The sequence below is a fragment of the Alcaligenes sp. NLF5-7 genome (assembly GCF_024266725.1).
GTDB lineage: Bacteria > Pseudomonadota > Gammaproteobacteria > Burkholderiales > Burkholderiaceae_B > Alcaligenes > Alcaligenes phenolicus.
In genome coordinates, this window is record NZ_CP100755.1 from 1,873,636 (window position 1) to 1,899,051 (window position 25,416).

The following is a 25,416-nucleotide window of genomic DNA, read 5'->3' on the forward strand; positions in this document are numbered from 1 at the left end:
TCGATATTCAGAAAAAAGAGAAGGAAGGGGGATACATGCAAAGCGACGTGGTGCTCAGTGCGGCGCACTGGGCTTATTTGATCAGCGTTCTGGTCATCATCATTACGATGATTTTCCGGGCCAATGTGGTGGTGCCATCGGTTATTGGCACATTGGCGGTCGTCACCGCCATGACTGGCAGCCCTATCCAAGGCTTCATCAGTATTTTTTCAGCCAGCTTTGTGGCGGCCCAGGAACTGTTCAATATTTTCCTGGTAATCACGTTCATGACTGCCCTGCTGAACTCGTTAAAGAGGCTGGAGGCCGATGTGAAGATGGTGGCCCCCTTCCGCAAGGTCATGGTCAATAGTGCCTCGTCCTTTCTGATGATTGCGGCGGCTACCTACTTTATTTCCCTGTTCTTCTGGCCCACACCCGCTGTACCTCTGGTGTCGGCCATTTTGCTGCCGGCGGCGATTGCGGCTGGCTTGCCTCCCCTGGTCGGGGCGATGGCTATCGCCATCTGTGGGCAGGGCATGGCGCTATCGTCCGACTACATCATTGGCGTTGCTCCTGGCATCAGCGCCAAGGCAGCCGGTGTCGGAGCCGATGTTGCCGTGCTGGCGGATCGTGCGCTGGTGCTTTCCTGGATTACCGGTGGCGTTGCGCTGACGTTGACATTTTTGCTGATGCGCCGCTATTTCAAGCCGGCAGATAGCCGTTTGCTGGATGCCTGGATGCGCCAGGCGCCGGATAGCACCCTGGATGAAGTGGAATCCCAAGGGACGTATGACAAGGCTGAGATTGCTCGTGGCACGGCGGGTAATGAACACACGGTGCATCCCGGCCTGAGCCCCAAGGAAGAGCGCTATTCGCGCATTCTGGCCTGGATTACGCCACTGGCGTTTCTGGCGGTGATTGGCATCATGCTGTTGCCCCGCTTTATCCCGTCCTTGCCTGTCCTGCGGGGTGGCGACGCCGCCGGTTTGGTAGGGGGCGTGGCCTTTGTGTTGATGATGATTGCCACCTGTATGGCAGAAGGGCCGCGTCGCATGCTGGACACCTGCCCGGATCATATGACCGATGGTTTTGTATTCGCCTTTCGCGCCATGGGTTCGGTGCTGCCCATCGCCGGTTTCTTCTTCCTGGGCGCCAGTGAAGCAACGTCTGCCATTTTGGGCACCCCACTGGAACAAACACCCAGTCTGCTGTTCGAGCTGATCTCGGCGGGGCAGCATCTGATTCCGGACAATCATTTTCTGGTGGCTTTTGGTGTTCTGTTGGTAGGCATGATCTCGGGCATTGATGGCTCGGGCTTCTCGGGCCTGCCATTGACAGGAACCCTGGCCTCGGCCTTGAGCCCGGTATCCGGGCTGGAGGTTGAAACCTTGGCTGCGGTAGGACAGATCGGTGCTATCTGGACTGGCGGTGGCACTTTGATTGCCTGGTCTTCATTGATTGCCGTGGCGGGCTTTGCCCGAGTGCATGTGTTGGATCTGGTGCGAGCCCTGACGGTTCCTGTGCTGGCGGGGATGGCCCTGTCAACAATTTGCGCTGTGCTGGTGTTCGGATGAGCGATATGAGTACGACAGCCTATCGCGCCGGTGAAAAACAGGGCTTGGGGAAACATTGGGCCGTTGCTGCCGGGCACCCCTTGGCGGTGCGGGCCGCGCAGGCCATGCTGGAACTCAAGGGTAGTGCAGTGGATGCGGCTATTGCTGCCGATGCTGTCATGGGGGTTGTCGAACCTATGGCGACAGGCATTGGTGGCGATCTGTTGGCCATGATTGCATCGCCCGACAGTATGCCAGTGGCTTATAACGGCAGCGGAGCGGCGCCCCTGCTGTTGAAGGCTGAGCAGGTTCAGGCTTTGCCTGGGGGACGGATTCCGGAGCGTCATGTGTTGTCCATTACCACGCCTGGCCTGGTGCGAGGGTGGTGGGATATGCACCAGCGCTATGGCCGTCTGGACTGGGCCTGCTTGTTTCAGCCTGCCATTCAGGCAGCCCGGGAAGGTTTTGCGGTAGCGCCGGTGGCAGCGCGTGAATGGCAGATCTTTGATTTTGTACTGCACCGCGATCCCGTGTGTGCCGCGCTGTATAGGGCGGGCAAGCCTCCCAAGGCGGGGGAGCAATACCTGAACCCTGAACTGGCAGCTGTCTTGCAGGACATCGCCACGCAAGGCCCCGATGCCTTCTATCTGGGGCGTCCCGCGCAGCAGGCAGAGCAGGCAATGGAGCAGGTACAGGGGCTGTTGAGGGCTGAGGACTTTCGCCGCCATAAAGGGTTCTTTTGCGAGCCTGTCAGCGCATCGCTGGGAGAGTTCAGTCTCTATGAATGTCCCCCCAACACGCATGGGGTGGCAGTCCTGGACGCCGTGCAACGCGCCTGGAAACGCCCTGTTGACCAGGATGCGGCGGAGCTGGAACTGGTCAAGGCGACCGAAGCGGCGATGGTTCAGGCTTCACGGGTCGTGTGTGATCCGGCAGGCAATACGGTTTGCACGGTTGTGGTCGATGCAGACGGGTTGGCGGTGACGTTCATGTCCAGCATTTTTAAACGATTCGGCTCTGCGTATGCCGTGCCCGGCTGTGGATTTGTGCTGCAAAACCGGGGTTTCGGTTTCTCCGAGCCTGGGCATGTGAATGGCCCTGGGCCGGGAAAACGCCCTTATCACACGGTTGTTCCGTCTTTGGCCTTGAAGTCGGGTCAGTTCCATATGGGGCTGGGTGTGGTGGGTGGTTTGATGCAACCCCAAGGCCAGATACAGATATGGACTCGTGTTCTGCGTGATGGCTGGCCTTTGGAGAAAGCCTTGTTTGCACCGCGCTGGCGTTTGGAGGGGGCGGGGCGGTTGGCCCTGGAAGACGGCTTTGATGCAAGTCGGGCGGCCTTCCTGCGTGAACACGGGTACGTGCCACCCGATAAAGGCGTAGGCGAGCTGGCTGGTCGCAGCGATTTTGGCGGCGCTCAAGCTGTTGAGCGCTTGGTGGACGGCCGTTTGCAGGCTGTTTCTGACCCACGCAAAGATGGTTGTGTGGCGCTGGATTGATAATCGGGCAGGGTTATTCCCTACTTTCTAAAATAGTAGACGGTATACAATATACTTAAATAGTCCAAACCTCATCTTTCGTCGGCTGCTGTCAGGGCGACGTCTTTCAACAAGGAAACAGTCATGGAAAAACTGCTGAATCGCGATGAATTTCGCACCGCATTGGAAACCGCCATTAAAGGGAAAAGTGCCAATACTTCCCCTTTCAGCATTGCCTGGGCCAGCGGCAAATTAAGCCGTGAGCATCTGGCTCGCTGGGCTGAAAACCATTACCACTATGTCGGCCCTTTTGCTGACTACCTGGGCTATCTGTATGCCCGCACCCCCGCCGAATACGTAGAAGCCAAAGACTTCTTGCTGGCCAATATGTATGAAGAGGAAATTGGGGGCGACCGTCACACAGACCTGTTGATCCGCTTTGGCGAAGCGTGTGGCACGACACGGGCTCGGATCGAAGATCCTGACAATATGAATGCCACCACCCGCGCCTTGCAGGCCTGGTGTTACGCCATTGCCATGCGTGAAGACCCCGTTGTTGCCGTTGCAGGGCTAGTCGTGGGTCTGGAGTCTCAGGTGCCCTCCATTTACCGCAAGCAGACACCGACCCTGCGTGAAAAATACGGCTTCACCGATGAAGAAGTGGAGTTTTTCGATCTGCATATCGTGTCCGACGAGATCCATGGCGAGCGCGGCTACCAGATCGTTCTTGAGCACGCCAATACCGTAGAGCTGCAACAGCGTTGCCTGCGCATCTGCGAAATTGGCGCCGAGATGCGTCTACTGTATACCACCTCCTTGTACAACGATTACGTCAAAGACGAAATCAGCCTGCAAGAACTTCAGCTGGAAGCAGCCTGAGCCAGACAGCCGAGCGGGCAGATGGGCTGCCCGCCGACCTAGAAACAAGGAAGTACAGCGGTGGACAATCTCAAGGACGTCGTTTTCGACAATTACATTGATGGGCAGTGGCTGCCCAGCCAGAGCGGGCGTACGCAGCCCAATCTGAATCCGGCCGATCGTGATGATGTAGTGGGGGCTTTCCCATTGTCCACGGCTGAGGACGCAAAGGCGGCTGTTGCAGCTGCTCAGGCTGCCTTTGCAGGATGGCGAGCCACGCCTATCTCCGCTCGAGCTCGTGTGCTGAATGCGGCGGCAGCCTGGCTTGATGCCAATGTGGACCGTATCGCTCAGGGCCTGACGCGAGAAGAGGGCAAAACGCTGGCGCAAAGCAAGATGGAAGTCGGGCGCTCGGCCCAGACCTTGCGTTTTTATGCGGTTGAAGGCCAGACCTATACCGGCGAGACCTTCCCCCAGGATGATGCGCAGCAACTGGTGTACACCCAGCGTGAACCATTGGGCGTGGTGTCCGTGATTGCGCCCTGGAATTTCCCTATCTCCATCCCGGCACGCAAAATTGCCCCCGCCTTGATCACCGGTAATACCGTCGTGTTCAAGCCTTCATCCGACACACCTTTGACGGGCTATTACCTGTGCGAAGCCTTTGCGCAAGCCGGGATTCCGGCGGGTGTGCTGAATCTGGTGCATGGCAGGGCCAGTGAAGTGGGGCCCACGCTGGTGCAATCTCCTCAGGTACGCGCTATTTCGTTTACTGGTTCGACCCAGGCGGGTGAAGACATTTGTCGTCAGGCACGCATGAGCACCCGGACTCAAATGGAGCTGGGTGGCAAAAATCCCTTGATTGTCATGGAAGACGCCGATCTGGATTTGGCCGTCAAACTGGTGGTTCAAGGCGGATTCTCCTTGAGCGGCCAGGCCTGCACAGGAACCAGCCGCGTGCTGGTGCATCGTCAGGTCAAAGAAGAATTCACGCGGCGCCTGGTAGAGAAAGTCAGCGCTTTGAGCGTGGGTAATGGCTTGAATGGCAACCCCGATCTGGGCCCGATTGCCACCGAAAGCCAGTTGGAAAGCATTCTGGAATATGTGGCCATCGGCAAGCAGGAAGCCACCCATTTACTGGGCGGCGAACGTTTGACTGACGGTGACTACGCACGGGGCCTGTTCATGCGTCCGGCTTTGTTCACAGACGTGACCCAGCAGATGCGTATTGCCCGCGAAGAGATTTTTGGCCCGGTGATTGCCTTGCTGGAAATCGATTCCTACGAGCAGGCGCTGGCCATGGCCAATGACACCGAATACGGCTTGTCGGCCGCCATTGTGACGCGCAGTGCCGACTATGCGCATCGCTTTGCCAACGACATTGAAGCCGGGACAGTCAAGATCAATCGCACCACAACCGGCAACTTGATCAATGCTCCCTTTGGTGGACTGAAACAGTCCAGCACCTCCACCTTCCGCGAGTCGGGCCGGGCGGGCCTGGAGTTCTATACCCAGATCAAGACCGTGTATCGCGGTATCTGAATTTTATTAACCCGAAATACTGAGAAGACATATGAAAAAGATCCTACGTCTCGAACAGCGCGAAGCGCGCTTGATGGTGGACGCGGCGATTGCCAAATCCAAGGAGATTGGCGTGCTGGAGACCGTTTGCGTGGTTGACGAAGGGGGCTACCCCATCGTGATGGAGCGCATGGATGGGGCACGTATTACCGGCGCCCAGATTGCCTGGAACAAGGCGTTTACCGCTGCAGGCCACAAGCGCTCCACCCACTTGTTCACCACGCCGCCTAATGGCCCCGCCTTGCCGGGTAACGAAGCCTTCGGGATTCAGTTGAGCTTTGAAGGTCGCTTTGCTGCTTTTGTAGGCGGCTACCCCATCGTGGTCAACGGCGAAGTCATTGGTGGCATAGGCCTGAGCGGTGGTAACGGCGAGCAGGATACGGCAGCCGGTGTTGCTGGCTTGCAGGCCTTGGCCGAGGCCTTGAAGGCAGAGGGTCTGGACGTGCTGGTTCAGGCGGACATCAAGAAATAGTGGCATCAGGAGGACGGGTCATGGCCCATCGTGTCGATATCAAGGAAACCGGCGAGCAGTTTTGGGTAGAACCGCAAGAGACCATCTTGCAGGCCGCCCAGCGCCAAGGCGTGCGCATTTATAGCGACTGCGAGTTTGGTGGCTGCGGGACCTGCCGCATTCAGGTCACCCGTGGGAAGGTTTGTTATGAGGATGACTGCCTGCCCATGAGCATTGCTGATGAGGAACACGAGCAGGGCCATGCCGCCGCCTGCCAGGCACGGCTCGATGCCGATATTGAGATCAGTCTGGCCGCACATCGAGATGACTTGCCTGAAACCCGGCAAGTCCGGGCGCAGGTTCACAGCGTGGAAAGGGCATGTCAGGGGATCTGGCGTCTGATTTTACAGTTGCCGCAGGACGTGCAAGTGTCGTTCCGTCCAGGTCAGTATCTGAACATCTTGTTCGAGGACGGGCATGCACGCAGTTTTTCCATGGCCAATGCCGATGCCGCACAGGGGCGCATTGAATTGCATGTGCGGGAAGTGGAGGGTGGGCGTTTCACCCAGGTATGTTTGCCGACCCTGAAAGCCGGCGACGAGCTGCTGCTGGAACTGCCCTTGGGCGTGTTCTATTGGCGTGAGCGCGACTGGCGACCCATGGTCATGGTGGCAACCGGAACTGGCATTGCCCCCATCAAGGCGATTCTGGAGTCCTTGCTGGACAAGGATGATTGCCCGCCTGTCAGCCTGTATTGGGGAATGAATCGGCCCGAAGACCTGTATCTGGCCCAGGAGATTGAATCTTGGGCTGAGCGCTTGTGCGAGTTCCGTTTTGTCCCTGTGCTCTCCCATGCTGACGAGAGTTGGCAAGGCGCGCGCGGCTATGTGCAGCAACAGGTGTGCCGGGATGAACCTGACCTGTCAGAGCATGCCATTTACTTGTGTGGCTCGCCCGTGATGATTGAGCAGGCCCGTGGTTTGTTCAAGGAGCATGGCGCCAATGAGCAGTTCATGTATGCCGACGCCTTCAACTTTCAGTCTGATCCCAGCTCGGCAGAGCCTTCTCTTGTCTAGGCTCGGTGTGGGAGTTGGTCCTGACCGGCTTCGGGGTCGCGCTTCTTGCGGCCGCCAAACAGTTCAGTCAGCGAAGGCAGATTGATGAGCGGGATACGACGGCGCAGATGCTTGCGCTGGGCCAAGTGTGGCAGCAACTGCTCGCCGACGGGACGCTGCAGATAGCGAAGTTCGACGGGGGTTTTCATGATGATCTCGTTAATGGGTTTGAATTGAATTAAGTATACCGCAATAGGGGTTTCTACTCAAATTGACGGATATTTGTGTCTAAAAACAAGAAAAACTGTTGCTTGAAGGTTGCGGTTTTATCTTGGTATACCGTTCTTGGTTTTTCAGGCGGTCAGGGCTCGCAATCCGGTCGCATTATTGGCAGCCAGCAGGAGGTTTCATGCCAACCATTACTTTTCATAAAAACGGCCAGACGCATGTGGGTGAGGTGCAGGAGAACACCAATCTGGTGGTCCGGGCGGGTATCAAGCAATTTCCCTTTCCGCATTTGACCTACGGTTGTGGCATGGGCAAGTGCGCTAAGTGTGCCTGCCGTGTTCTGGAGGGGGGCGAGCATTTGCCAGCGGCCAACTGGAAAGAGAAAAAACAATTGGGCGAGCGACTCGATCAGGGCTGGCGGCTGGCCTGTCAGCTATGGATTAATCAGGACATCGTTCTGGAGCAAGCTGAAACACAGGAGGTGCAGTGATGTATGTGGTGCTGACCAGCAAGCCAGGGGAATACCGCACGGAACCGGGCGTGGGCGTGGAGATGGTGGCGGCCTATGAATACCATTTTCAGGGTCGTTTCAAGGCGGTGTTTGTCATTGCGCGTATTCAGGAAGGTTCGCGCGTTCGCATTGTGGAAGAGACGCCAAATGGCACGGTCAATGACATCCCTACCCGGCAAATGGAAAAGTTTGCAACAGTCGAACAGGCTTATGAAGAACTGGCCGGATTGACGCACTTTGGCAGCATACAAGCCGAATTGCGTCAGTGTGAGCTTGACGGACACCAGGCAGGGGCACAGACCCCGGCACAGCAGCAATCCTGAGGTAGCAGAATATGGTTCAGATTACATTTGCGTCGAATAATGATTTGGTGGTGTCTGCCGCCGAGAACAGTAACTTGCTGCGGGTTTCCATCCGTGAGCGCGGTGGCATCCCGTTCAAGTGCGGGGGCGGGATCTGCGGCACCTGCAAATGCCGAATTACGGAAGGGCTGAGCAATACGGATGAGGTCAAGGCCAAGGAACACAAGCATTTGTCCGAGCAGGATCTGGCAGAGGGTTTTCGTATGGCGTGCCAGACCTTTGTTCGTGGTGACGTTACGGTGAGCTGGTAAAAGGAGCGGCCATGCTGCATTTGACCGATCAGCAACTACACGAGCTGCTTGATGCGCCTGCCGTACAAGAGGTGCTGGAGCAGGCTTTCATCGAGTTTGGACAGGGTCAGGCAGCCCAGCAGCGTCGTGTGCGCACGCAGGTGGGCGATACCCGCTTGTCGACCTTGGGCGCGGTCATCCCAGGCCAGCAAGTGGCGGGTGCCAAGATTTATACGACCGTGCATGGCGCATTCAATTTTGTCATTGTGCTGTTTGATGCACTGAGCGGACAGGCTTTGGCCACCTTGGATGCTGGCGCGATCACGCAATGGCGTACTGCAGCCTGCTCGGTACTGGCAGCACAGCGTGGCGCCAATCCCCATTCGCAAACCTTGGGAGTGCTGGGTCTGGGTGCCCAGGGGATGGCGCATGCCCTGCAGTTTTGCCAGACCTTTGATTTGCAACGTGTGCTGGTGTGGAGCCCGAATGTCGATGAGAAGCGCTGCCACCAGCTGGAGCTGGAGTGTGGTGTGCCTGTGCGAGCCGCCCGAGCGGAAGAGATCGCCGCACAGGCGGATATTCTGGTCACGGCCAGCCGCAGTCGCGACCCCCTGTTTGATGGACGCAGCCTGAAGCCAGGCTGCTTTGTCGCCGCCGTTGGCTCCAGTTTGCCAACAGCGCGGGAATTGGATGATGCCTGCCTGCAGCGGGCAGGCAAGATTGTGGTGGAGTGGGGTGAGCAGACTCTTGCGGAGGCGGGGGACCTGATTCTGGCCGCGTCCGATTGCGGCGTTTCGGACAAGTTGTGCGAGTTAAGCGATTGGTTGCAATTAGACCGGGGACAAGGCTACGACGCACAGGGAATTTGCGTGTATAAATCAGTGGGTGTGGCGATTGAAGATATTGCCGTCGCTGGGTTGGCGTATCGCCGCCATCAGCTTGGCAAGACAGCGCAGGAGGCGCTTGCCGCACACTGAAAACGACAATAATTCAAGCATGTTGGGGGTAGGCAATGGGGATGGCAGGCTTTTCTTCTTTAGGCGAATTCAAGCAGGCACTGACCCGGGACTACAACCGCATCAACAGCAGTATTTTTGCATCAGGTGTCGTGACGCTGAAGATTGATGTGCTGGAGGATCGGATCAGCATGTTGGCGGTTCATAAACGCCAGCCTGCCTTGCAGACGTTGAGCCGTGAAAATACACATATTGCTGATCTGGCGGATCTGTATCTGATCAAGGCCTTCAAAAAGGAGATGAAGCAGGTTTTGGTGGATGAGTATGGCCTGGATGTGGTGGCCATATTCAAGGACTACGACGCCGCGGCGCAATTGTCTTCCACCATGGTGTTGTTGCAAAAAGGAGTGTGAATGCAGTGGCATTGGTGAGAACCGTTGCCCTGAATTCCGAACCGATAAAAAGAAGCTGACTGGTAGACAGTCTTGTTGTCCTTCCGTCCGAAGTGGATTGCCGGATGTGCAATTTGCTTTGGAGCCAAGCTCAGGCCCTGACAGGTCCGCTTGGGGAAGTTGCCGACAGGAAGTGCTCGCATACCGCCGGCCTCGGACTCTGGGATTTCCCAGGGCCCGAGGCCGGCTTTTTATTTGGAGACAAAATCATGGCCTATGTAGCCGATTTGCTGGATGCATTGAACGTAATTACGGGGGGACGCATGGTGTCCTGTATGGATGAGGTCAAATGCGGCCACCATCCCTTCGTGATCTGGAAGTCCTCTGGAATTTACGGCAAGGAAGTACTGGAAATTCCAGGGCTGATTCATGGGGACCCTAACAAGGAAGTGCGCAAGGTGGCGGTGTGCATGACCATGTCCGAATTGAGCATTGAGCTGGCGGGCGCAACCGGGGTGGACGCCATTGTTGCGCATCATCCGATTGCCGATGCCGCCAGTTGCGGGGGCGTGACCCTGAAGGATTACCTGGACCTGTATGGGGTGGCTGCCCTGGAATGTCATGAGGCGTTTCATGGTCTGCATCCGGGCATCGCGTATCTGCATGGCCATAAAGTAGCGAAAAGCGATATTGCCTATGGAGGCATTCATGGCAATGTGATGTTCGTGGGCGAACCATTGGATGGGGTGAGCACTTTGGGCGACATGCTGGATCGGCTTGACGGCTTCATGGGGCTGGATCTGGAGGATCAGGTCTTGCAGGCCGAACGCCGCATCAAGGGCAATGAACACATTCTGGAGACCAGCACCTTGACGCGTGGTGCGATTCGGCTAGGGGAGCGCAACAGTCGCGTCGGTCGTATTTTGCACATTTTTCCGCATACGGGATTCAGCCCCGACCATCTGCGTCAGGCGGTGGCCGAGAACCCGGGCGTTGACACGGTGCTGGCCTCTATCAGCCGGGTCTACGACGGTCATGCGCTTATCGAATGTGCTCGTGAATTGGGTCTGAATTTCCTGGTGGGCAATAGCCACGTGCTGGAGATCCTGGAGAATGGCCTGCCCTTGGCCTATGCCTTGAGTGCCTTGCTCGATGGCGTCGAGGTGGTCATGTTCCGTGATCGGGTGACGTCCACGCCTGTGCACCAGGTGGGCGGGGCCCGCCTGCGTGAATACGCCCAGCATTTTTCGACGGCTCATTTGATGGGCAAGAACGTGTTGAGCTTCCAGTAGGTCCAGCTTCCTGAACGGAGAGAGACATGGATAACAAAACAATAGAAATAGACAAAGTAGTGCATGTAGCGCCTGCGGGCCGTCGGCCCATGGAGCGTATCGAGGCGGTGGGCCTGGGCTTGCTGCTGCTCGCCATGCTGACGCTGTTTTTCTTTCCCGCTACCTTGTCGGGCGCGTTTGATACGGTGCTCAACAAGGTCAAGCCCGTGGTGGTGGATGTATTTTTGACCGGGCAGGTTGGGGTGGCTGTCATTATCAGCGTCATCATTGGACGCTTGCTGGAGCGTTTGGGTTTTACCGATGCCATGATGCGAGTGTTCATGCCGGCGATGCGGGCCATTGGAATCAATCCGGCCGTCATTATTCCCAGCGTGTACAACATTTTTGGCGATATCAACGCCGCTGGTCGTATTTCGGGGCCTTTGTTGCGGCAGGCTGGTGCAACCAAGGACGAGCAAAAGATTGCGGTAGCCACGATGGTGCAGTCTCAGCAGTCGTTCTCGACATTCATGCTGGGCATGATGGCTTTGACCTTTGCCGGAGTGAATGTTTTTGCCGTGGTGCTGATTGCGATCTTCGGCCCCTTGTTGCTGTCTCCCTTATTGCTGTCGCGGCTGGTTTACCGCAATGTTCGCTCGGTGGATCTGTTGGCAGCCCCCCGTTTCACACCGAATATCGATTTTGCGCCCATGCTGTTCAAGGCCGCCCGCGAAGGGGTGGAATTGTTGCTACTGGTCCTGATCCCGGCTGTGGCCCTGGTGTTCTGTGTCATTGGTTTGCTTGAACATATCGGCATTTGGGCACCTATCAGTGATGTGCTTGAGCGCGGTTTGCTTGCGCTGAATATTCACCCTGAAACGGGCGTGCTGGCGATGCTGGTCAGCCCCACTTTGGCAATGGGCAAGTTGCAGGCGATGGCTTCCACACTGGATCCATCTCTGGTAGTGGGTTCATTTGTACTGGCGTCGTCCGGTTTGCCCTTATCGGCTGTCTTTGGACAGATTCCGGTGGTCTGGGCTGAATGCTCGGATCTGAATGAAAAAGAAGTCATGCTGGCCGCCGTTCTGGGCATTGTGATGCGCTTGTTGACGGCAGTGGTACTGGCTGTGTTTCTCACGCCTTTGATTGTCTGAGTTCCTGTTTGTAGTTCCCCCACTTTAGGAGCGCTGATGTTGGCGCTCTTTTTTTATTTTGTCTGTTTTCTCCAGGCGTGGTGACTGCCATCGAACTGCCATAAAACTGTAACAGGGCTGAAAGAACACTTGTTTAACCTGAGCCTGTCGTAGTCTTTTTAAGGCAGGGCACTTCGGTGACTCTGGTTCTTTAAGTTGATGCCTTTTTCTGTCCGGCAGCGTGCGCTGCGGCCCATTGCGCTTATTGATGCTTTGCTTTTGTGCCCGGTGTTGTGCCGTGCCGCAAAGCAGGATGCCGGGTGTGGCTTGGCGATGTACTGGCCTGAATGCCTTGTAGGGGACGGAGCATGAACCAGACCCTGGTGACGGTGTTAAGCGGCTATGGTGGCAAAGCGCCAGCCGCCATTCTAGTGCAGGCATGTGGCTTGCGATTGCTGCTGGATGCCGGCGGGCCTCTGTATCCTGGACAGGTGTGCGACTGGTATCAAGGGCTGGAGGTAGACGCCATTCTGGTGACGCACGATCATCAGGATCATATTGGCTCCTTATCCAAGCTGCCTGAACACATACCTATATATGCCACGGCCTCTACGGCGCGCAGCCTGCCTGCTGGGCGGATCTGGCGTGAGCTGCCAACCCGTGGCACGACCTATATCGGCGATATTGCCGTGCGTACCGGCTTGTCCGGCCATGCTTTGGGTGGTGTCTGGTTGCATCTGGATGTGGGCGGCGGCCTGTTTTATAGCGGGGACTTTTCCTGCGAATCCCTGTTGTTCCCCTTCGATTTGCCACCACCTGCGTATCTGGCTTTGCTGGATGCATCTTACGGTTTGTACGATCAGTCTCATCACGTGGCCTGGAGCATTCTGGAGTCTTTGCTGGAGTCGCATCCTGCCTTGTTGCCCGTGCCGCCGTCAGGTCGGGCGATAGAGATTGCCTTGTGGCGCCAGCAGCAAGGTTTTGAGGACTGGAGCATGGACGCGTCCTGCTACGAAAACCTGACCCGCATGATCAGCCAAAGCAGTGACTTGTTGTTGCCGGGTGTGCAGCAATCCTTGCGTGAGTTGATGCCGCGTGCGGCTACGTTTGATCCGCAAGCGCACCTGCTGCTGGCCGGTGAGCCGGACGGCTGTCAGGGCAAGGCAGGGGAGTTGATTCGCGAGCACCAGGCGCGGGTTGCGGACCCCAATGCCCAGTCTGGCGAGCGCTTGTTGATTCACACCGGCTATGTGGCTCCCCATGCACCACGTGGCACGCATACCTTGTGCTGGAATGTGCATCCGCGTTTGACGGATTTACGCTGGCTGGTGGACATGGTGCAGCCACGCTATTGCATGCCTTTGTTCACGCAAATGCATGATTTGCCGACCTGGCGCAATGTGATGGGACCGGCCCTGAGCCTGGAAGGTCACTGGGAACTACCAGCGACCTCCGTAGGCGTGGTTTAAGCGGTGTAGCGTTCCAGCAAGGCTTCGCGTCGAGCGGGGCTGAGCTTCAAGGCGTTCTGGAGGAAGTTCTCCAGATTGCCATGCGTTTCATCAATCGTCTTGAAGGCGGTTTCCAGAAACTCGGGCTGGACGCCCCAGAGAATATCCAGCACTTCCTCGCTGATGCCACGGTTATCGGGCAGATTGGGGCGGCGGAAGAACTGATTGGTCAGCAGATAGTCGTGCATCACATCATCAGGGTGTACGCCAGTGGCGCGGTGCAGTAGGGCGACGGCAAAGCCGGTGCGATCTTTCCCCGCCGTGCAGTGCATGACGACAGGGGTATCGGTTTCCAGCAACTGGTCAAAGACCCGTCCAAACGTAGCGGCATGACCAGTCACGAATTCCGTGTAGGTCTTGTTCATGGTGCCGTAGGCAGCTTTGACGTCCACTTCGCCTTTGGCAAGCATGTCCAGAAAATCAGGCAATACGGTGGGTTCGACGGTCAGCGCATGACTGGTCAGAAAACTGTACTGGTAGGGAGAGCGTTTGCGCTCATGTGCACCCCGGAAATCCAGTGAGCAGGCAATACCCAGCTCTTGCAGGGTGTCCAGGTCCTGGCTGCTTAAATCCGCCAAATGGTCCGAACGGTAGACGCGACCTTTACGAAAGGAGCCGGAGTCTGTGGCATAGCCGCCAATATCACGGAAGTTGCTGGCCCCTTCTAAAGGGCAGGATAGGGAACTGGGCAGCGGCGATACGGACACGGCGGACTCCTGTTGAAACGGTGAAAGTCCCATGTTAACGGTCTTGGACGGGATCTGCATATGACAATGCGGTGACAGCTGGGGAGTGCGGGAGGACCGAAAGCACAATGAATGCAAGTGCACGGTTCTGTATCCTCAGAAAGCCATGTATATTCTTTGCTGGCAAGGCCCAGGCAGACAGGCTGGTACACCGCGTTCACGTTCTTGAGGCTTCGGTTTGCTGAAAATGTGAAAAGACTTCAAGGTGACGCTGGCGTTTGACAGCCTGCACCGACTAGACAAGAACAGGTGCCGTGCCGAGCCAAGGGGGGACAAGTCTGATGACGCATTCACGCATCGCTCGCGTGCTCATGTGCTGCAAAAAGAGCCCCATGATATTGGCTAAAGTAGGCCCAAGGTATAAGGTCAATGGTTATTTGAATAGACCGGCGATCAGCCCGGGCGGCCCACAACCGTAATTTTTCAAGGAACAAGCATGTTTGAGCATTTGCAGGCCTATGGTGGCGATCCGATTTTCCGTTTGAACGAGGCATTTCACGCCGATCCGCGCGATCGCAAGGTCAACCTGACCATTGGTTTGTATTACGACGACCAAGGCCGTCTGCCTTTGCTGGATGTGGCTCGCCGGGCTGAAGAAAAATGGGCGGCCAAGGGCCAGCCCCGTGGCTATCTGCCTATTGAAGGTTTGGCTTCCTACCGCAGCGCCGTGCAAAAACTGGTTTTTGGCGCCGACAGCAAAGTGCTGCAAGAAGGTCGTGTTGCGACCATTCAGACATTGGGCGGTTCGGGGGCCTTGAAAGTGGGTGGCGACTTCCTGCACGAAGCCTACCCCAATAGTGAAATGTGGATCAGCGATCCAGCCTGGGATAATCACCACTCCATCTTCCGTGGATCGGGCATTCCTACCCACACCTACCGTTATTACGATCCAGCCACGCGCGGTCTGGATTTCACCGGCCTGATGGAAGACATTTCCGTCCTGCCCGAGCACAGCATTGTCTTGCTGCACCCCTGCTGTCATAACCCCACCGGGGCTGATCTGAGCGACGAGCAGTGGCTGCAACTGATCCCTGTGCTGCAACAGCGCAAGCTGATCCCTTTCCTGGACATGGCTTACCAGGGTTTTGGCCGTAGCCTGGACGAAGACGCTTTCGCCGTGCGCGCCATGGTCGATGCTGGCCTGACGTTCTTGCTGGCCAACTCCTTCTCCAAAAACTTCTCCTACTACTCCGAGCGCTGCGGTGGCTTGTCGGTGGTGTGCCAGAGCGCGGATGAAGCCGATCGTGTTCTGGGTCAGCTCAAGGCCGTGGTGCGTCGCATCTACTCCAACCCGCCATCGCACGGTGGTCAGGCCATTGCCACCATCTTGTCCGATGAGTCCTTGCTGGCCGAGTGGACGGCAGATGTGGAAACCATGCGTCAGCGTATCGCTGCCATGCGTCAGCGTGTGCACGATCGTCTGAAAGAGCTGGCTCCCCAATACGACAGCAGCTACTTCGTCAAACAGCAAGGCATGTTCTGCTACACCGGCCTGACCAAAGAGCAGATCCAGAAACTGCGTGACGATTTTGGCGTGTACGTGCTGGAGTCGGGCCGCATCAGCGTGCCAGGTCTGAACCAGTCCAACGTGGATTACTTCGCGGAGTCGCTGGCTGCTGTGGTGGCCTAAGACACTGACGTCTTTCCAGCAGGATTAAAGAGCGTGTTTATGGCCCCTTCTGGGGCGGTAAACACGCTTTTTTGTTGATGCTGGAAATGCATCCGCAACTGCGTGGATTGCGTGGTAGAAAGCGCTTATGCGTACTTGTCTGATCCAGGCGCTCGACTTGTTTTGCTCACCTGGCTGGGTGCTTGAGCCTGAACTGAAAAGTGGAACGGTGTAGAGCTAAGCCATCGAACAGCCCTGCGCTTATATAGCTGAAGCACTCAATGGTTTAGTGCTTAGCCACGGCCAGGCGAGCAAGGTCTATCGGCAATCCAGCCGTGTTTCGTCGTGCTGCGACATTGCTCAGGCTAATGCTTGCAGCAGCAGTTCCTGATTGATCTGCTCCTGCTGCCGCGCCCGGTTCAACAAATAGCGATGGAAATCCTGGCTATGAGGTGACTCAAATGCACCCGCCCGTCGGGTCAGCACATAGGGCCAGGGCAGAGGCAAGGAATGGGAGAAGGGCAGGATCAACTGCCCGCTGCGCACTTCCTTTTCTATCATCGAGCATTGCGCCAATACAAAACCCTGACCGGCCACTGCAGACTCAAGCGCCATGTGCGACAGGGAAAAAACCCGGAAGCGGTCCAGGGGCGTATCGCCTATGTCTATATCCAAAGACTCAAACCAGTCGCGCCAGGATGGCGGCGAGGTAAAGCGTGGCTGCCAGTCCGAGGACAGCAAGGGATAGTTCAATAGATCACGAGGATGTCGCAAGGCGGCTTGCCCCTGGAGCAGGGCCGGGCTGCAAGCGGGCACGACACGGTCTGTATAAAGCTCGGTAAAGCTGCGGGGGCGGGCGGCGGCCTGACCGTAGGTAATCCGAAAGTCGATTTGCTCGGCTTCCAGATCCGGCTCGGCATGGCTGCCTTTCAGATGCAGTGTCAGCTCCGGGTCGTACTGCTCCTGCCATTGAAATGCCAGCGGAGCCATCCAGGTTTTAAGCATGGACGGCAAAGCGCTGATCGAAAGCAGGCTGGTGTTGCGCGACCGCTCCATTTCTTGTTGTCCGTCGCGCAATAGCTCAAATGCCTGTGTACAGATTTCATGAAAGCGCACCCCCGCCGCTGTCAGTCGCAAGCGTTTGCCTTCTTTGTAAGTCAGGCTGCAGCCCAGCGAGTCTTCCAGCAAACGTAATTGCTGGCTGATGGCACCGGGAGTAATTTTCAGACGACGGGCGGCTTCTTGCAGGCTTTGGCTATGGCCCAGCGTCTCAAAGACTTGCAATGCACGTAAGGGAGGCAAGGTATCCATGATGATCAGACCCCGTCCAGAAAAGTAATTTAACTTTAGAAATTCTAAACGATATGGATAGTAGGCTGAATTTGATTGCGACTATCATGACAAACAAGAGAACATGAATGGGCTCGTTCAGCCATCATGCACCGCATTTAGAGTTGGGGGTAAATCATGTTTGTACGCAATGCCTGGTATGTAGGCGCATTGGCTACACAGCTCGGTCGCAGCTTGCAGCCTGTGCGTATGCTTAGCGAAAACCTGGTGCTGTATCGCCGCGAAGACGGCCAGCCCGTGGCCTTGGAAGATTCCTGTCCACACCGTCGCCTGCCTTTGTCCAAAGGCCGCTTGATTGGCGACCAGGTGGAATGTGGCTACCACGGCCTGACGTTTGATTGCAGCGGCTCCTGTACCAAGGCACCCGGTGTGGCGCAAATCCCTAGAAGCGCGGTGGTGCGCAGCTACCCCTGTACGGAGCGTTTTGGCCTGGTCTGGGTCTGGATGGGTGATCCTGAGTTGGCTGATCCGTCCAAACTGATCGACATCCCCGAGTGGGAGAATCCCGAATGGGGTGTGAACCGTGGCGACGCCATGGAACTGGACTGCAATTACCTGTACGTCACGGACAATTTGCTGGACCCTTCGCACGTGTCCTGGGTACACCAAAGCTCGTTTGGTAGCCCCGACATCATCGGCCTGCCCTTGACGGTGAAGGTTGAGGACAATGGCGTGACGGTCTCGCGCTGGTCCAAAAATGTGGAAGTTGCGCCGTTTTACAAGCAGTTTGTGAAATTTGAAGGCAATTGCGACCGCAAGCAGCAATACGAAGTGCGTTTCCCGTCGCTGGCCGTGATCAAGGCCATCTTCCTGCCCGCCGGTGCGGCTACCGAGGAGCCCAGCGAGTACCACCAGGACGTTTTCCTGATGGACTCCTATAACTTCCTGACGCCTATCGACGAAGAACACACCCGCTACTTCTGGTTCCAGCTGCGCAATTTCAGCCCGGATGACGAGGCCATCTCCAAGATTTTCAACGAAGACGTGCGCCACGCTTTCCTGGAAGACAAAGTGGTTCTGGAAGAAGTGCATAAAGCCCTGAAAGAGCGTCCTGCCGCTTTGGACTTGCCCTTGGATTCTGGTCCCTTGCGCTTCCGTCGCAAGATCAGCCAGATGATCCAGGCTGAACAAGCTGTCGCCAGCGAGACAACAACGGCTTGAGTGCGATGAATACGACTGCATCACCTGTGCCCACCGAAGCCGCAGCCAACCGACGTTTTCGGGACTATCGGGTACTGGAAAAGCTGCGCGAAAGCGACGTGATTACTTCGTTTGTGCTGGAGCCAGTGGACGGTGTTGTGCCACCTTATCAGCCAGGCCAGTATCTGGTGTTCCGTCTGGAGATTGACGGGCAAACTGTGCTGCGTAATTACAGCGTGTCGGGGGACCCAGACTGCACGGATCGTTTGCGTATCTCCGTCAAACACGAGAAGGCTCCGGCAGGCTTGAACGTGGCCGATGGTGTGGCTTCCACCTGGCTGCATCAACACGTGCAGCCAGGTGATGTGTTGAATGCGGCCGGCCCTATGGGCGAGTTCGTGCTGGACGAGAGCAGCCAGCGGCCTGTGGTGTTGCTAAGCGGTGGCGTGGGCCAGACCCCTTTGCTGGCCATGCTGCATCGTCTACTTAAACGCAGCCAGCGTAAGGTGTATGTGATTCATGCATGCGATAACAGCGCGGTGCATGCCTTTGCCGATGAGATGCGTGAGCTGGTGGCACAACGCGAAGGCGTGCAGCTTTACTTCTGCTATCGCAACCCGACTGAACATGATGAGCAAGCCGGTTTGCACCATGTGACGGGACTGATTACACGTGAGCAGTTGCAGCGTTGGCTGCCACTGGATGATTACGAATTTTACCTGTGTGGGCCCAGTGCCTTCATGCAGAGCAATTATGGTGTGCTGCGTAGTCTGGGTGTGGCACGTGAGCGCATTCACTACGAGTTTTTTGGCCCGGCGACGGTGCTGGAAAACACCTTGGCGGATGATGTTGCAGCCAGTGCGGTTCAGGATCAGGTCCAGCCTGCCCCCTCCAGTCGTGTCGATGCGAATGTGTTGGAGCTGGATTCGCCTGTAGAAGCAGTAAGGGGAGCCGCGACAGCAGCGGAAGATGCGGCGCAGACGGTGACATTCCTGCCCGATGGCCGCCAGGCCCAATGGCATGAGGACTGCCCCTCCTTGCTGGATCTGGCGGAAGAAACGGGCTTGAGTCCGGACTTCAATTGCCGGGCGGGTCTGTGCAATACCTGCATGTGCACTCTGGTATCGGGCGAGGTCGACTATTTTGAAGAGCCGCTGGACCCTGTGCCAGAGGGCAAAGTCTTGTTGTGCTGTTCCCGTCCCCGTGGTCCGGTGGCCGTGGAATTACCTTAAGAGTTTTTCAATTGCTTGTTGAGGTTTGCCCCGTCCTTTTGGGACGGGGTTTTTTTTCAAAAAAATCATATGCTTCCTTGTTGGAAGTCAGGCGAATTGTCGATGTCTGGAGCAGGGGGTGTGGACATGAGGACTGTTGAAGTGGTGGTCCTACATAGGCTGGCTACCTTGCTATAGCTGGGCTTGCTCGCTTATCCAATCACTAAAGGCACGGACCTCTGCTTTTTGTGTCGCATCGGGCAAGGTCACCAGGGAGTAGGCAAAGCGGGCTGGCCGTTCCTGCGCTGGATTACGGCGCAGGACAATGTATAGGCGCGCAGGCTATACGATGGTTTGACTCAGGCAACAGCGTGGGTGACGTATGACTTGAGTTTGGGGATGGCTGGCGACACACAGAATTGAGTACGTCTGATTGCATTGTCGTCCGCCGTAGCTCGCTCCTGACATTATTCATGAACAGTGACGACGGGTGATCTAAATGAAGGGAAGGCTTATCGAAAGCCTTCCTTTTTTAACCTTAAACCTCGCGTTTGGGCCTTGCCTCCAGCAACATCAAAGCAAGCAAAACCACACTGCTCATTCCCAGCCCAAAGACTACCAGCGGCCACGCAGTGTCCCCATCCAGCAAGGTCACTGCCAAGGTGCCGATCACGCTAACGATCAGGCTTTCCACGCAGAAGTAGATTGCCACGGCGGAACCGGCTACATCATTGAACTGGGCCAAGGCGCCATTGGCGGTGACGGATACCGTCATCACAATGCCCATGGCGGCTAGCCACATGGGCAGGATAAAGCTGCTAAAGGAGGGTTCCAGCAGGAGTTGTCCTGCTGCCAGCAACAGGGCGGCTAGGGCGATCAAACCCATACCGCGTCTCAGGCTCCCGGCCGTTCCCCAGCGAGCCACAAAGGTTTTGGACAGGCGGGTGGTGGCAATCATCACTAGGGCAACACTGGCAAAGGCCAGGCTGAAATTCACTTCTGAATAGCCAGCTTGTCCGATCAAGACTCGGGGCGCGGTCGAGAAGTAAACAAAAAATGTCCCCATCCCGGTGGAGAAGCCCAGGGTATAGACCCAGAAGGCCGGACTCTTGAAGACGGCCAGTGCGCGCTGCTGGGAATGCAGCGGTTTGGCAGGTCGGGTCTCCTGCCATCTGCACAGCGCATGGATCCAGGCTATGAGCCCCATCGCTGCCAAACTCAGGAAGATGGCTTGCCATCCTCCCATACGGGCAATCAGAGCACCTGCAATAGGCCCCAAGGCGGGTACGAATGCCAGGATGGAGCTGAACAGGCTATAGATCACTACCCCTTCGGGGCGGTCTGCATACACATCGCGCACTGTGGCAAACAGGGCCACAAGGGTGGCCGAAGCCCCCAGTGCCTGCAGCACCCGAAAACCAACAAAAGCCCAGGCGGAACTGGACAAGGCAGCGGCGGTTGAGGCCAACACGAACAGGGCGGCCCCTGTCAGCAAAACAGGTCGTCGGCCTATGCGATCCGAAAGGGGGCCAAAGATCAGTTGCCCCGCACCCAATAGCAGCATGTAAAGGCTAAGGGTCAGCTGGATGATGCCTGGGGTCGTACCTAGAAGTCCCGGCATGGCCGGGACGACGGGCAGGTAAATATCCATCCCCAGGGAGGCGAGGATGTCAAAGGGCGCCATCAGCAGCAGGGCAGCCGGCAGCGTATAAGCCCAGGAAGAGCGTGAGGAAGACATAACAAAATTACCACTCGAAAAAGAAATCGGGCGGCGTCTGTTTGTTATCAATCAGCGGGATTGGAAGTACAGAACGCCGCAACAAGACCAGAGCTTGTTGCGGCTTACTCAGTTGCTGACTTAGTGCTCGTCATGCAGACGGCTCCTCTCATAATCGTTTGTTGGTGTGTCGCGGATTGGATACTTTAAGGTGGCGGCTGGCCTGGCCTTGCTGCGACAACTGCTCATTATAGGGGGAGGTTCTTACAGCCTTGAAGCGTCAGCTTGTGGTGGTTGTTTTTATGCCCGACACCGTTTTGGCAAGATGCGACATCGCTGCTCTGGAGCCGCTGGTCTTGTTCTTCTTTACCCGGATGGCGGCGGCTTTCAGCAAACGCTGGAATGTCGGGCACTGCGTATGGTTGGCGGCGGGGCAGTGCGCGGCGTGGCGCAAACCTTCGCTCATGGCTTTCAGGCGCTTGATGGTGGCATCCAGTTGATCGGCCTTGGATAGCAGCAATTGCCTGTCCACCTGCGCAGAACCATCGGGAGGCAGCATGGCCCGTATTTCTTCCAGCGACAAACCGCCCGCTTGCCCCAAGGCAATCAAGGCCAGTTGATCCAGCACTTGGGGCGTAAAACGACGCCGTTCTCCGGGGGCGCTGACTGCACGGATCAGGCCTTCTTTCTCGTAGTAACGCACGGTGGAGGAGGGTAAGCCGGTTTGCTTGGCAACTTCTGAAATATCCATCTTGTACCTGTTGACTTGAAGTTGACTTCAACTTCTATGATTGCTCAAAAACAAAGTGCTTATCAACGGAAAGGATTGCCAATGTTGTCGATCAATGAATGGGTGCATGTGATTCTGATCGGAGTCGGAGCCACTATTTTCATGGATATCTGGGGCCTGATTCAAAGGGCGATGGGCGTTGCCACGCTGAACTACGCCATGGTGGGGCGTTGGGCCGGGCATTTGCTGCGTGGCCAGATCGCACACAGCAGTATCGGCAAGGCTGAGCCGATTGCGGGAGAGTCTGCCTGGGGCTGGTTCATTCACTATGCTGTGGGCATTGTTTTCGCCTTTTTGTTGCTTGCGGTTTACGGCACTGAGTGGCTGCAAGATCCCCGCTGGTTGCCCGCCGTCATGGTGGGCATGGCTACGGTCGTGATGCCCTTTTTTGTCATGCAGCCCGCCATGGGAGCCGGAGTGGCGGCCTCGCGTACCCCCACGCCTTGGACCAACCGCTTGCGCAGCCTGCTGACACACGCGGTTTTTGGTTTGGGCATGTACCTTGCGGCCTTGCTGATCAAGCAGGTGGCTTAAGGATATGTCATTTGTTGGGGCCTCTGTCATGGGTGGCCTGCTCTTTTTGTGCGTCAGCCAGTCCCAGGATGCCGCTTCCGAGCTGACCGGGGACTGAGCAGGAGGCACTAGCAGTATGTGTTTGGTTAGGTCTGGAAAACCGCCTCGCTCATGCAATCAATAAAGGCGCGCAGCTTGGGCGACAGGTTGCGGCTGGCAGGCCAGACAATCCACAGTGGCACGGTGTTATGGGTGCATTCATCCAGAATGGTTTGCAGCCGTCCGCTGCTTAAATGCTCGCCCACGGTGAAATCTGGCAGGCAAGCGATGCCTTGCCCTTGCAAGCTCAGATGCACCCGCATTTCCACGCTATTGCAAACCAGTGTGCGGGGCAGCTCGGGTACGTCCTGAGTTTCGGAAATTGGCCATTGTTCCAGCCGCCCGGTATTGGGGAAGCGGTAGTGCAGGCAGGCATGGTGTTGCAGATCTTTGGCGTGCAAGGGGCGACCATGCTCTTGTAGATATTCGGGGGAGGCAGCCAGGACACGACGGAACGTGCACAGACGGCGGCGCATCAGGCCTGAATCACTCAAGGCGCTGGCACGGATGGCAGCATCAAAACCTTCGCCAATCACATCGACCAGACGGTCAGAAAAGTCCAGATCCAGTTCCACGGCCGGATAACGCTGCATGAAGTGGCTGATGGCCTGCTGAAACAGGCCGCTGTAGCGCGGCAAGCTGATTCGCAAGGTGCCACGCGGCATTTCACTGGCTTGGGACATTTCCAGTTCTGCCGCTTCGATTTCACTCAAGATGCGTCTGCAGCGCTCCAGAAAAACTTTGCCATCGGCAGTCAGGGCCAGAGTGCGGGTGCTGCGGTGAAACAGGCGCACTTTCAGCCGCTCTTCCAGGCGGGCGATGGACTTGCCTACTGTGGAGGGCGACAGGCCGGATTCGCGGGCCACGGCCGAAAAGCTCAGGCGTTCCGCCACGCGTACGAACAGGCCGATATTGCTTAGGTTTTCCATCATGGTGCCGACTCTATTTAAGAATTTATTTCCTAAGTATTAATAACTGTAGTGTATTTTTCTTTGATGGGGTGACGCTTAAGCTCCTGAAATCGACCCCGATCATGCGGGTATTTCACGCCGTGTTCATTTCTGTTGGGCACGCACGCTTTAGCAGTCAATGAGAACCATGCTTTCCTCTTCTTCATCGCCGGCCATGCGTCGGCTGCAATTATTGTCAGCCTGTTTAACGGCTTTATTGATCCCCTTGTGCTTCACCGGCCCGGCAGTGGTGCTGTCGGCCATCAGTGCAGAGTTAGGTGGTAGTGCCGCCCAGCTGAGCTGGATCATGAACGCGTACATCCTGAGTTACGGCGGTGCCATGATGGTGTCAGGCAGCCTGACGGACATTTACGGCCAGCGCCGCATCTGGCTGATTGGCATGCTGTGGTTTTGCGCCTTTACCATTGCCATTCCTTTCATGCCCTCCGTGTTCTGGATTGATATTTTGCGCATGATGCAGGGCCTGGGCGGTGCCGCCGCTTTTGCCGCTGCCATGTCCTCCCTGGCTCCCTTGTTTGAAGGACGTGCACGGGCGCGGGCGTTCAGCTTGTTAGGCACGTCTTTCGGGCTGGGGCTGTCTTTTGGTCCCTGGTTTTTCGGCTGGATTGTGGAGGCGCTGCAATGGCAAGGCGTGTTCTACGCGACCGGGGCTATTGGCGTGGTCGGTTTGTTGCTGGTTCTGATCAGTACCAAGCCCAGTCAGGGCGGCTCGCAGGGTGCATTGGACTGGCCGGGTGCCATCAGCTTTACGCTGGCTTTGGGCCTGTTTACTTATGGCATGTTGCTGATCCCGGAACGGGGCTGGTCCGATAGCTGGGTGCTGTCCACCCTGCTGGCCTCTGTTGTCGCCTTTGTGGGCTTTGTCTGCATAGAGCGCCGCGTTGCGCAGCCCATGATTGATTTGAGTTTCTTTCGTGACCCCGGCTTTGTGGGTGTGCAGGCTTTGGCTGCAGCCCCTGCATTCCTGTTCATCGTGCTGATTGTGTTGTTGCCCGGTCGCTTTATGGGTATTGATGGTTACGGTGCATTGGAGGCCGGGCAGATGATGGTTTGGCTGGCTGCGCCCTTGTTGATCGTGCCTTTTGTGGCGGCCTTGCTGACTCGCTGGCTATCGGCAGGCACCTTGTCCAGCCTGGGTTTGCTTCTGGTGGCCGTGGGTTTGTGGACTCTGGCTGAAGGCTTTGAGGCAGGTGGCGGTCCAGCCCTGCATCTGCCTTTATTGCTGATCGGCGTGGGTATCGGTTTGCCCTGGGGCTTGATGGACGGGATGGCGGTCAGTGTGGTCAGCCCGGATCGGGTCGGAATGGCGACGGGTATCTTCAATACGGTGCGAATCTCTGCGGATGGTGTGGCCATTGCCGTGGTCAGCGTGCTGCTGGCTACCTTGATTCAGCATCACCTGAGTGTGGACAGCACTGCTTTTACACAAGCAGCGGTTCTGGAAGCGGCCAGTCGGGCGGCTTTGGGTGAATTGCAGTTGGCCGCGCAACAGCTGCCTGGTTTGGAAGCGCAATTGACTGCCAGTTATGCCGCTTCATTTTTGACGGTGCTGCATGCACTGGCAGGCCTGGCGGCCTTGATTGCCGGTCTGCTCTTTGTCTTGTTGCGACAGCCCAAGCACGCTTTGCAAACGGCCTAGAAGACACCGCGTGCGCTGCACGCGATGCCCAAGGTGAACGGGCCCCAAACGCCTGGGACAGGTATCCAGGTTTTGGGGGCCGTTC

The 25,416-nt window shown here is 56.8% G+C and carries 25 protein-coding genes; 19 read left to right on the plus strand and 6 right to left on the minus strand.

Annotated features, from left to right (window positions below):
- Positions 1-35 precede the first annotated feature (35 nt).
- The 6 genes from MID00_RS08700 (at position 36) to MID00_RS08725 (ending at position 6,976) form a co-directional block, all read left to right on the plus strand.
- A complete protein-coding gene (locus tag MID00_RS08700) occupies positions 36-1,553 on the plus strand; it encodes a hypothetical protein (RefSeq protein WP_009461936.1) in 1,518 nt (505 codons plus the stop codon).
- Between the two features lie 5 nt (positions 1,554-1,558).
- On the plus strand, positions 1,559-3,031 hold the full coding sequence (locus MID00_RS08705; RefSeq protein WP_254500183.1) for a gamma-glutamyltransferase family protein: 1,473 nt from the start codon (positions 1,559-1,561) through the stop codon (positions 3,029-3,031).
- A 123-nt stretch (positions 3,032-3,154) separates the two neighbouring features.
- Entirely contained in the window at positions 3,155-3,889 is a 735-nt protein-coding gene (locus MID00_RS08710; protein WP_022983674.1) for a TenA family transcriptional regulator, read from the plus strand.
- Between the two features lie 60 nt (positions 3,890-3,949).
- Positions 3,950-5,410: an aldehyde dehydrogenase family protein gene (locus tag MID00_RS08715; RefSeq protein ID WP_009457372.1), complete on the plus strand. Its 1,461-nt coding sequence runs from the start codon at positions 3,950-3,952 to the stop codon at positions 5,408-5,410.
- A gap of 31 nt (positions 5,411-5,441) precedes the next feature.
- Positions 5,442-5,921, plus strand: coding sequence for a heme-binding protein (locus MID00_RS08720; RefSeq protein ID WP_022983673.1), 480 nt, complete (start codon positions 5,442-5,444; stop codon positions 5,919-5,921).
- 20 nt (positions 5,922-5,941) lie between these two features.
- A complete protein-coding gene (locus MID00_RS08725) occupies positions 5,942-6,976 on the plus strand; it encodes a 2Fe-2S iron-sulfur cluster-binding protein (RefSeq protein WP_009457374.1) in 1,035 nt (344 codons plus the stop codon).
- Here MID00_RS08725 and MID00_RS08730 read toward each other — a convergent pair.
- Entirely contained in the window at positions 6,973-7,164 is a 192-nt protein-coding gene (locus tag MID00_RS08730) for a hypothetical protein (RefSeq protein WP_009457375.1), read from the minus strand. The two genes, MID00_RS08725 and MID00_RS08730, sit on opposite strands and share 4 nt — an antisense overlap.
- A gap of 200 nt (positions 7,165-7,364) precedes the next feature.
- Between MID00_RS08730 and MID00_RS08735 the strand changes: the two genes are divergently transcribed.
- From MID00_RS08735 to MID00_RS08770, 8 genes are all read left to right on the plus strand, one after another.
- A complete protein-coding gene (locus MID00_RS08735) occupies positions 7,365-7,673 on the plus strand; it encodes a 2Fe-2S iron-sulfur cluster-binding protein (protein ID WP_009457376.1) in 309 nt (102 codons plus the stop codon).
- The gene (locus MID00_RS08740) at positions 7,673-8,017 is read left to right on the plus strand and encodes a hypothetical protein (protein ID WP_009457377.1); all 345 of its coding nucleotides are present in this window, start codon (positions 7,673-7,675) and stop codon (positions 8,015-8,017) included. The genes MID00_RS08735 and MID00_RS08740 overlap by 1 nt, the downstream gene beginning before the upstream one ends.
- Positions 8,018-8,028: 11 nt before the next feature.
- Positions 8,029-8,307 (plus strand): 2Fe-2S iron-sulfur cluster-binding protein, encoded by a 279-nt coding sequence (locus MID00_RS08745; protein ID WP_009457378.1) that lies wholly within the window; start codon positions 8,029-8,031, stop codon positions 8,305-8,307.
- 11 nt (positions 8,308-8,318) lie between these two features.
- Positions 8,319-9,263: an ornithine cyclodeaminase family protein gene (locus tag MID00_RS08750; protein WP_009457379.1), complete on the plus strand. Its 945-nt coding sequence runs from the start codon at positions 8,319-8,321 to the stop codon at positions 9,261-9,263.
- A gap of 41 nt (positions 9,264-9,304) precedes the next feature.
- Entirely contained in the window at positions 9,305-9,655 is a 351-nt protein-coding gene (locus MID00_RS08755; RefSeq protein ID WP_009457380.1) for a hypothetical protein, read from the plus strand.
- A 248-nt stretch (positions 9,656-9,903) separates the two neighbouring features.
- The gene (locus MID00_RS08760; protein WP_009457381.1) at positions 9,904-10,926 is read left to right on the plus strand and encodes a Nif3-like dinuclear metal center hexameric protein; all 1,023 of its coding nucleotides are present in this window, start codon (positions 9,904-9,906) and stop codon (positions 10,924-10,926) included.
- 26 nt (positions 10,927-10,952) lie between these two features.
- Positions 10,953-12,059: a hypothetical protein gene (locus tag MID00_RS08765; protein ID WP_022983672.1), complete on the plus strand. Its 1,107-nt coding sequence runs from the start codon at positions 10,953-10,955 to the stop codon at positions 12,057-12,059.
- Between the two features lie 347 nt (positions 12,060-12,406).
- On the plus strand, positions 12,407-13,507 hold the full coding sequence (locus MID00_RS08770; RefSeq protein ID WP_009457382.1) for an MBL fold metallo-hydrolase: 1,101 nt from the start codon (positions 12,407-12,409) through the stop codon (positions 13,505-13,507).
- Here the strand turns inward: MID00_RS08770 and MID00_RS08775 are convergent.
- Positions 13,504-14,253, minus strand: a complete 750-nt coding sequence (locus tag MID00_RS08775; RefSeq protein WP_022983671.1) for a tyrosine-protein phosphatase — start codon at positions 14,251-14,253, stop codon at positions 13,504-13,506. The two genes, MID00_RS08770 and MID00_RS08775, sit on opposite strands and share 4 nt — an antisense overlap.
- A gap of 475 nt (positions 14,254-14,728) precedes the next feature.
- Between MID00_RS08775 and MID00_RS08780 the strand changes: the two genes are divergently transcribed.
- Positions 14,729-15,922 (plus strand): amino acid aminotransferase, encoded by a 1,194-nt coding sequence (locus tag MID00_RS08780; RefSeq protein WP_254500184.1) that lies wholly within the window; start codon positions 14,729-14,731, stop codon positions 15,920-15,922.
- A gap of 339 nt (positions 15,923-16,261) precedes the next feature.
- Here the strand turns inward: MID00_RS08780 and MID00_RS08785 are convergent, their stop codons facing one another.
- Positions 16,262-17,212, minus strand: a complete 951-nt coding sequence (locus MID00_RS08785) for a LysR substrate-binding domain-containing protein (RefSeq protein WP_009457392.1) — start codon at positions 17,210-17,212, stop codon at positions 16,262-16,264.
- A gap of 156 nt (positions 17,213-17,368) precedes the next feature.
- Here MID00_RS08785 and MID00_RS08790 point away from each other — a divergent pair, with 156 nt between their 5' ends.
- Positions 17,369-18,412, plus strand: a complete 1,044-nt coding sequence (locus MID00_RS08790) for an aromatic ring-hydroxylating dioxygenase subunit alpha (RefSeq protein WP_009457395.1) — start codon at positions 17,369-17,371, stop codon at positions 18,410-18,412.
- 5 nt (positions 18,413-18,417) lie between these two features.
- Positions 18,418-19,623, plus strand: a complete 1,206-nt coding sequence (locus MID00_RS08795; RefSeq protein WP_250756298.1) for a 2Fe-2S iron-sulfur cluster-binding protein — start codon at positions 18,418-18,420, stop codon at positions 19,621-19,623.
- A gap of 517 nt (positions 19,624-20,140) precedes the next feature.
- Here MID00_RS08795 and cml read toward each other — a convergent pair.
- Together cml and MID00_RS08805 are read right to left on the minus strand one after the other, a co-directional pair.
- Entirely contained in the window at positions 20,141-21,340 is a 1,200-nt protein-coding gene (gene cml / locus MID00_RS08800) for a CmlA/FloR family chloramphenicol efflux MFS transporter (RefSeq protein WP_254500185.1), read from the minus strand.
- Positions 21,341-21,599: 259 nt separating this feature from the next.
- Positions 21,600-22,070, minus strand: coding sequence for a helix-turn-helix domain-containing protein (locus MID00_RS08805; protein WP_203145313.1), 471 nt, complete (start codon positions 22,068-22,070; stop codon positions 21,600-21,602).
- Positions 22,071-22,151: 81 nt separating this feature from the next.
- On the opposite strand from MID00_RS08805, the gene MID00_RS08810 reads away from it, so the two are divergent.
- Positions 22,152-22,643 (plus strand): DUF2938 domain-containing protein, encoded by a 492-nt coding sequence (locus MID00_RS08810; RefSeq protein WP_060185499.1) that lies wholly within the window; start codon positions 22,152-22,154, stop codon positions 22,641-22,643.
- A 125-nt stretch (positions 22,644-22,768) separates the two neighbouring features.
- Here the strand turns inward: MID00_RS08810 and MID00_RS08815 are convergent, their stop codons facing one another.
- Positions 22,769-23,650: a LysR family transcriptional regulator gene (locus MID00_RS08815; protein ID WP_170978614.1), complete on the minus strand. Its 882-nt coding sequence runs from the start codon at positions 23,648-23,650 to the stop codon at positions 22,769-22,771.
- 169 nt (positions 23,651-23,819) lie between these two features.
- Between MID00_RS08815 and MID00_RS08820 the strand changes: the two genes are divergently transcribed.
- Positions 23,820-25,331, plus strand: a complete 1,512-nt coding sequence (locus tag MID00_RS08820; RefSeq protein ID WP_254500186.1) for an MFS transporter — start codon at positions 23,820-23,822, stop codon at positions 25,329-25,331.
- Positions 25,332-25,416: the final 85 nt, after the last annotated feature.

Excerpts from the sequence above, each read along its gene's own strand:
- MID00_RS08700 (WP_009461936.1), top strand. The coding sequence starts at position 36 with ATGCAAAGCGACGTGGTGCTCAGTGCGGCGCACTGGGCTTATTTGATC.
- MID00_RS08705 (WP_254500183.1), top strand. The coding sequence starts at position 1,559 with ATGAGTACGACAGCCTATCGCGCCGGTGAAAAACAGGGCTTGGGGAAA.
- MID00_RS08710 (WP_022983674.1), top strand. The coding sequence starts at position 3,155 with ATGGAAAAACTGCTGAATCGCGATGAATTTCGCACCGCATTGGAAACC.
- MID00_RS08720 (WP_022983673.1), top strand. The coding sequence starts at position 5,442 with ATGAAAAAGATCCTACGTCTCGAACAGCGCGAAGCGCGCTTGATGGTG.
- MID00_RS08725 (WP_009457374.1), top strand. The coding sequence starts at position 5,942 with ATGGCCCATCGTGTCGATATCAAGGAAACCGGCGAGCAGTTTTGGGTA.
- MID00_RS08730 (WP_009457375.1), bottom strand. The coding sequence starts at position 7,164 with ATGAAAACCCCCGTCGAACTTCGCTATCTGCAGCGTCCCGTCGGCGAG.
- MID00_RS08735 (WP_009457376.1), top strand. The coding sequence starts at position 7,365 with ATGCCAACCATTACTTTTCATAAAAACGGCCAGACGCATGTGGGTGAG.
- MID00_RS08740 (WP_009457377.1), top strand. The coding sequence starts at position 7,673 with ATGTATGTGGTGCTGACCAGCAAGCCAGGGGAATACCGCACGGAACCG.
- MID00_RS08745 (WP_009457378.1), top strand. The coding sequence starts at position 8,029 with ATGGTTCAGATTACATTTGCGTCGAATAATGATTTGGTGGTGTCTGCC.
- MID00_RS08750 (WP_009457379.1), top strand. The coding sequence starts at position 8,319 with ATGCTGCATTTGACCGATCAGCAACTACACGAGCTGCTTGATGCGCCT.
- MID00_RS08755 (WP_009457380.1), top strand. The coding sequence starts at position 9,305 with ATGGCAGGCTTTTCTTCTTTAGGCGAATTCAAGCAGGCACTGACCCGG.
- MID00_RS08760 (WP_009457381.1), top strand. The coding sequence starts at position 9,904 with ATGGCCTATGTAGCCGATTTGCTGGATGCATTGAACGTAATTACGGGG.
- MID00_RS08765 (WP_022983672.1), top strand. The coding sequence starts at position 10,953 with ATGGATAACAAAACAATAGAAATAGACAAAGTAGTGCATGTAGCGCCT.
- MID00_RS08770 (WP_009457382.1), top strand. The coding sequence starts at position 12,407 with ATGAACCAGACCCTGGTGACGGTGTTAAGCGGCTATGGTGGCAAAGCG.
- MID00_RS08780 (WP_254500184.1), top strand. The coding sequence starts at position 14,729 with ATGTTTGAGCATTTGCAGGCCTATGGTGGCGATCCGATTTTCCGTTTG.
- MID00_RS08785 (WP_009457392.1), bottom strand. The coding sequence starts at position 17,212 with ATGGATACCTTGCCTCCCTTACGTGCATTGCAAGTCTTTGAGACGCTG.
- MID00_RS08790 (WP_009457395.1), top strand. The coding sequence starts at position 17,369 with ATGTTTGTACGCAATGCCTGGTATGTAGGCGCATTGGCTACACAGCTC.
- MID00_RS08795 (WP_250756298.1), top strand. The coding sequence starts at position 18,418 with ATGAATACGACTGCATCACCTGTGCCCACCGAAGCCGCAGCCAACCGA.
- cml (WP_254500185.1), bottom strand. The coding sequence starts at position 21,340 with ATGTCTTCCTCACGCTCTTCCTGGGCTTATACGCTGCCGGCTGCCCTG.
- MID00_RS08805 (WP_203145313.1), bottom strand. The coding sequence starts at position 22,070 with ATGGATATTTCAGAAGTTGCCAAGCAAACCGGCTTACCCTCCTCCACC.
- MID00_RS08810 (WP_060185499.1), top strand. The coding sequence starts at position 22,152 with ATGTTGTCGATCAATGAATGGGTGCATGTGATTCTGATCGGAGTCGGA.
- MID00_RS08815 (WP_170978614.1), bottom strand. The coding sequence starts at position 23,650 with ATGGAAAACCTAAGCAATATCGGCCTGTTCGTACGCGTGGCGGAACGC.
- MID00_RS08820 (WP_254500186.1), top strand. The coding sequence starts at position 23,820 with ATGCTTTCCTCTTCTTCATCGCCGGCCATGCGTCGGCTGCAATTATTG.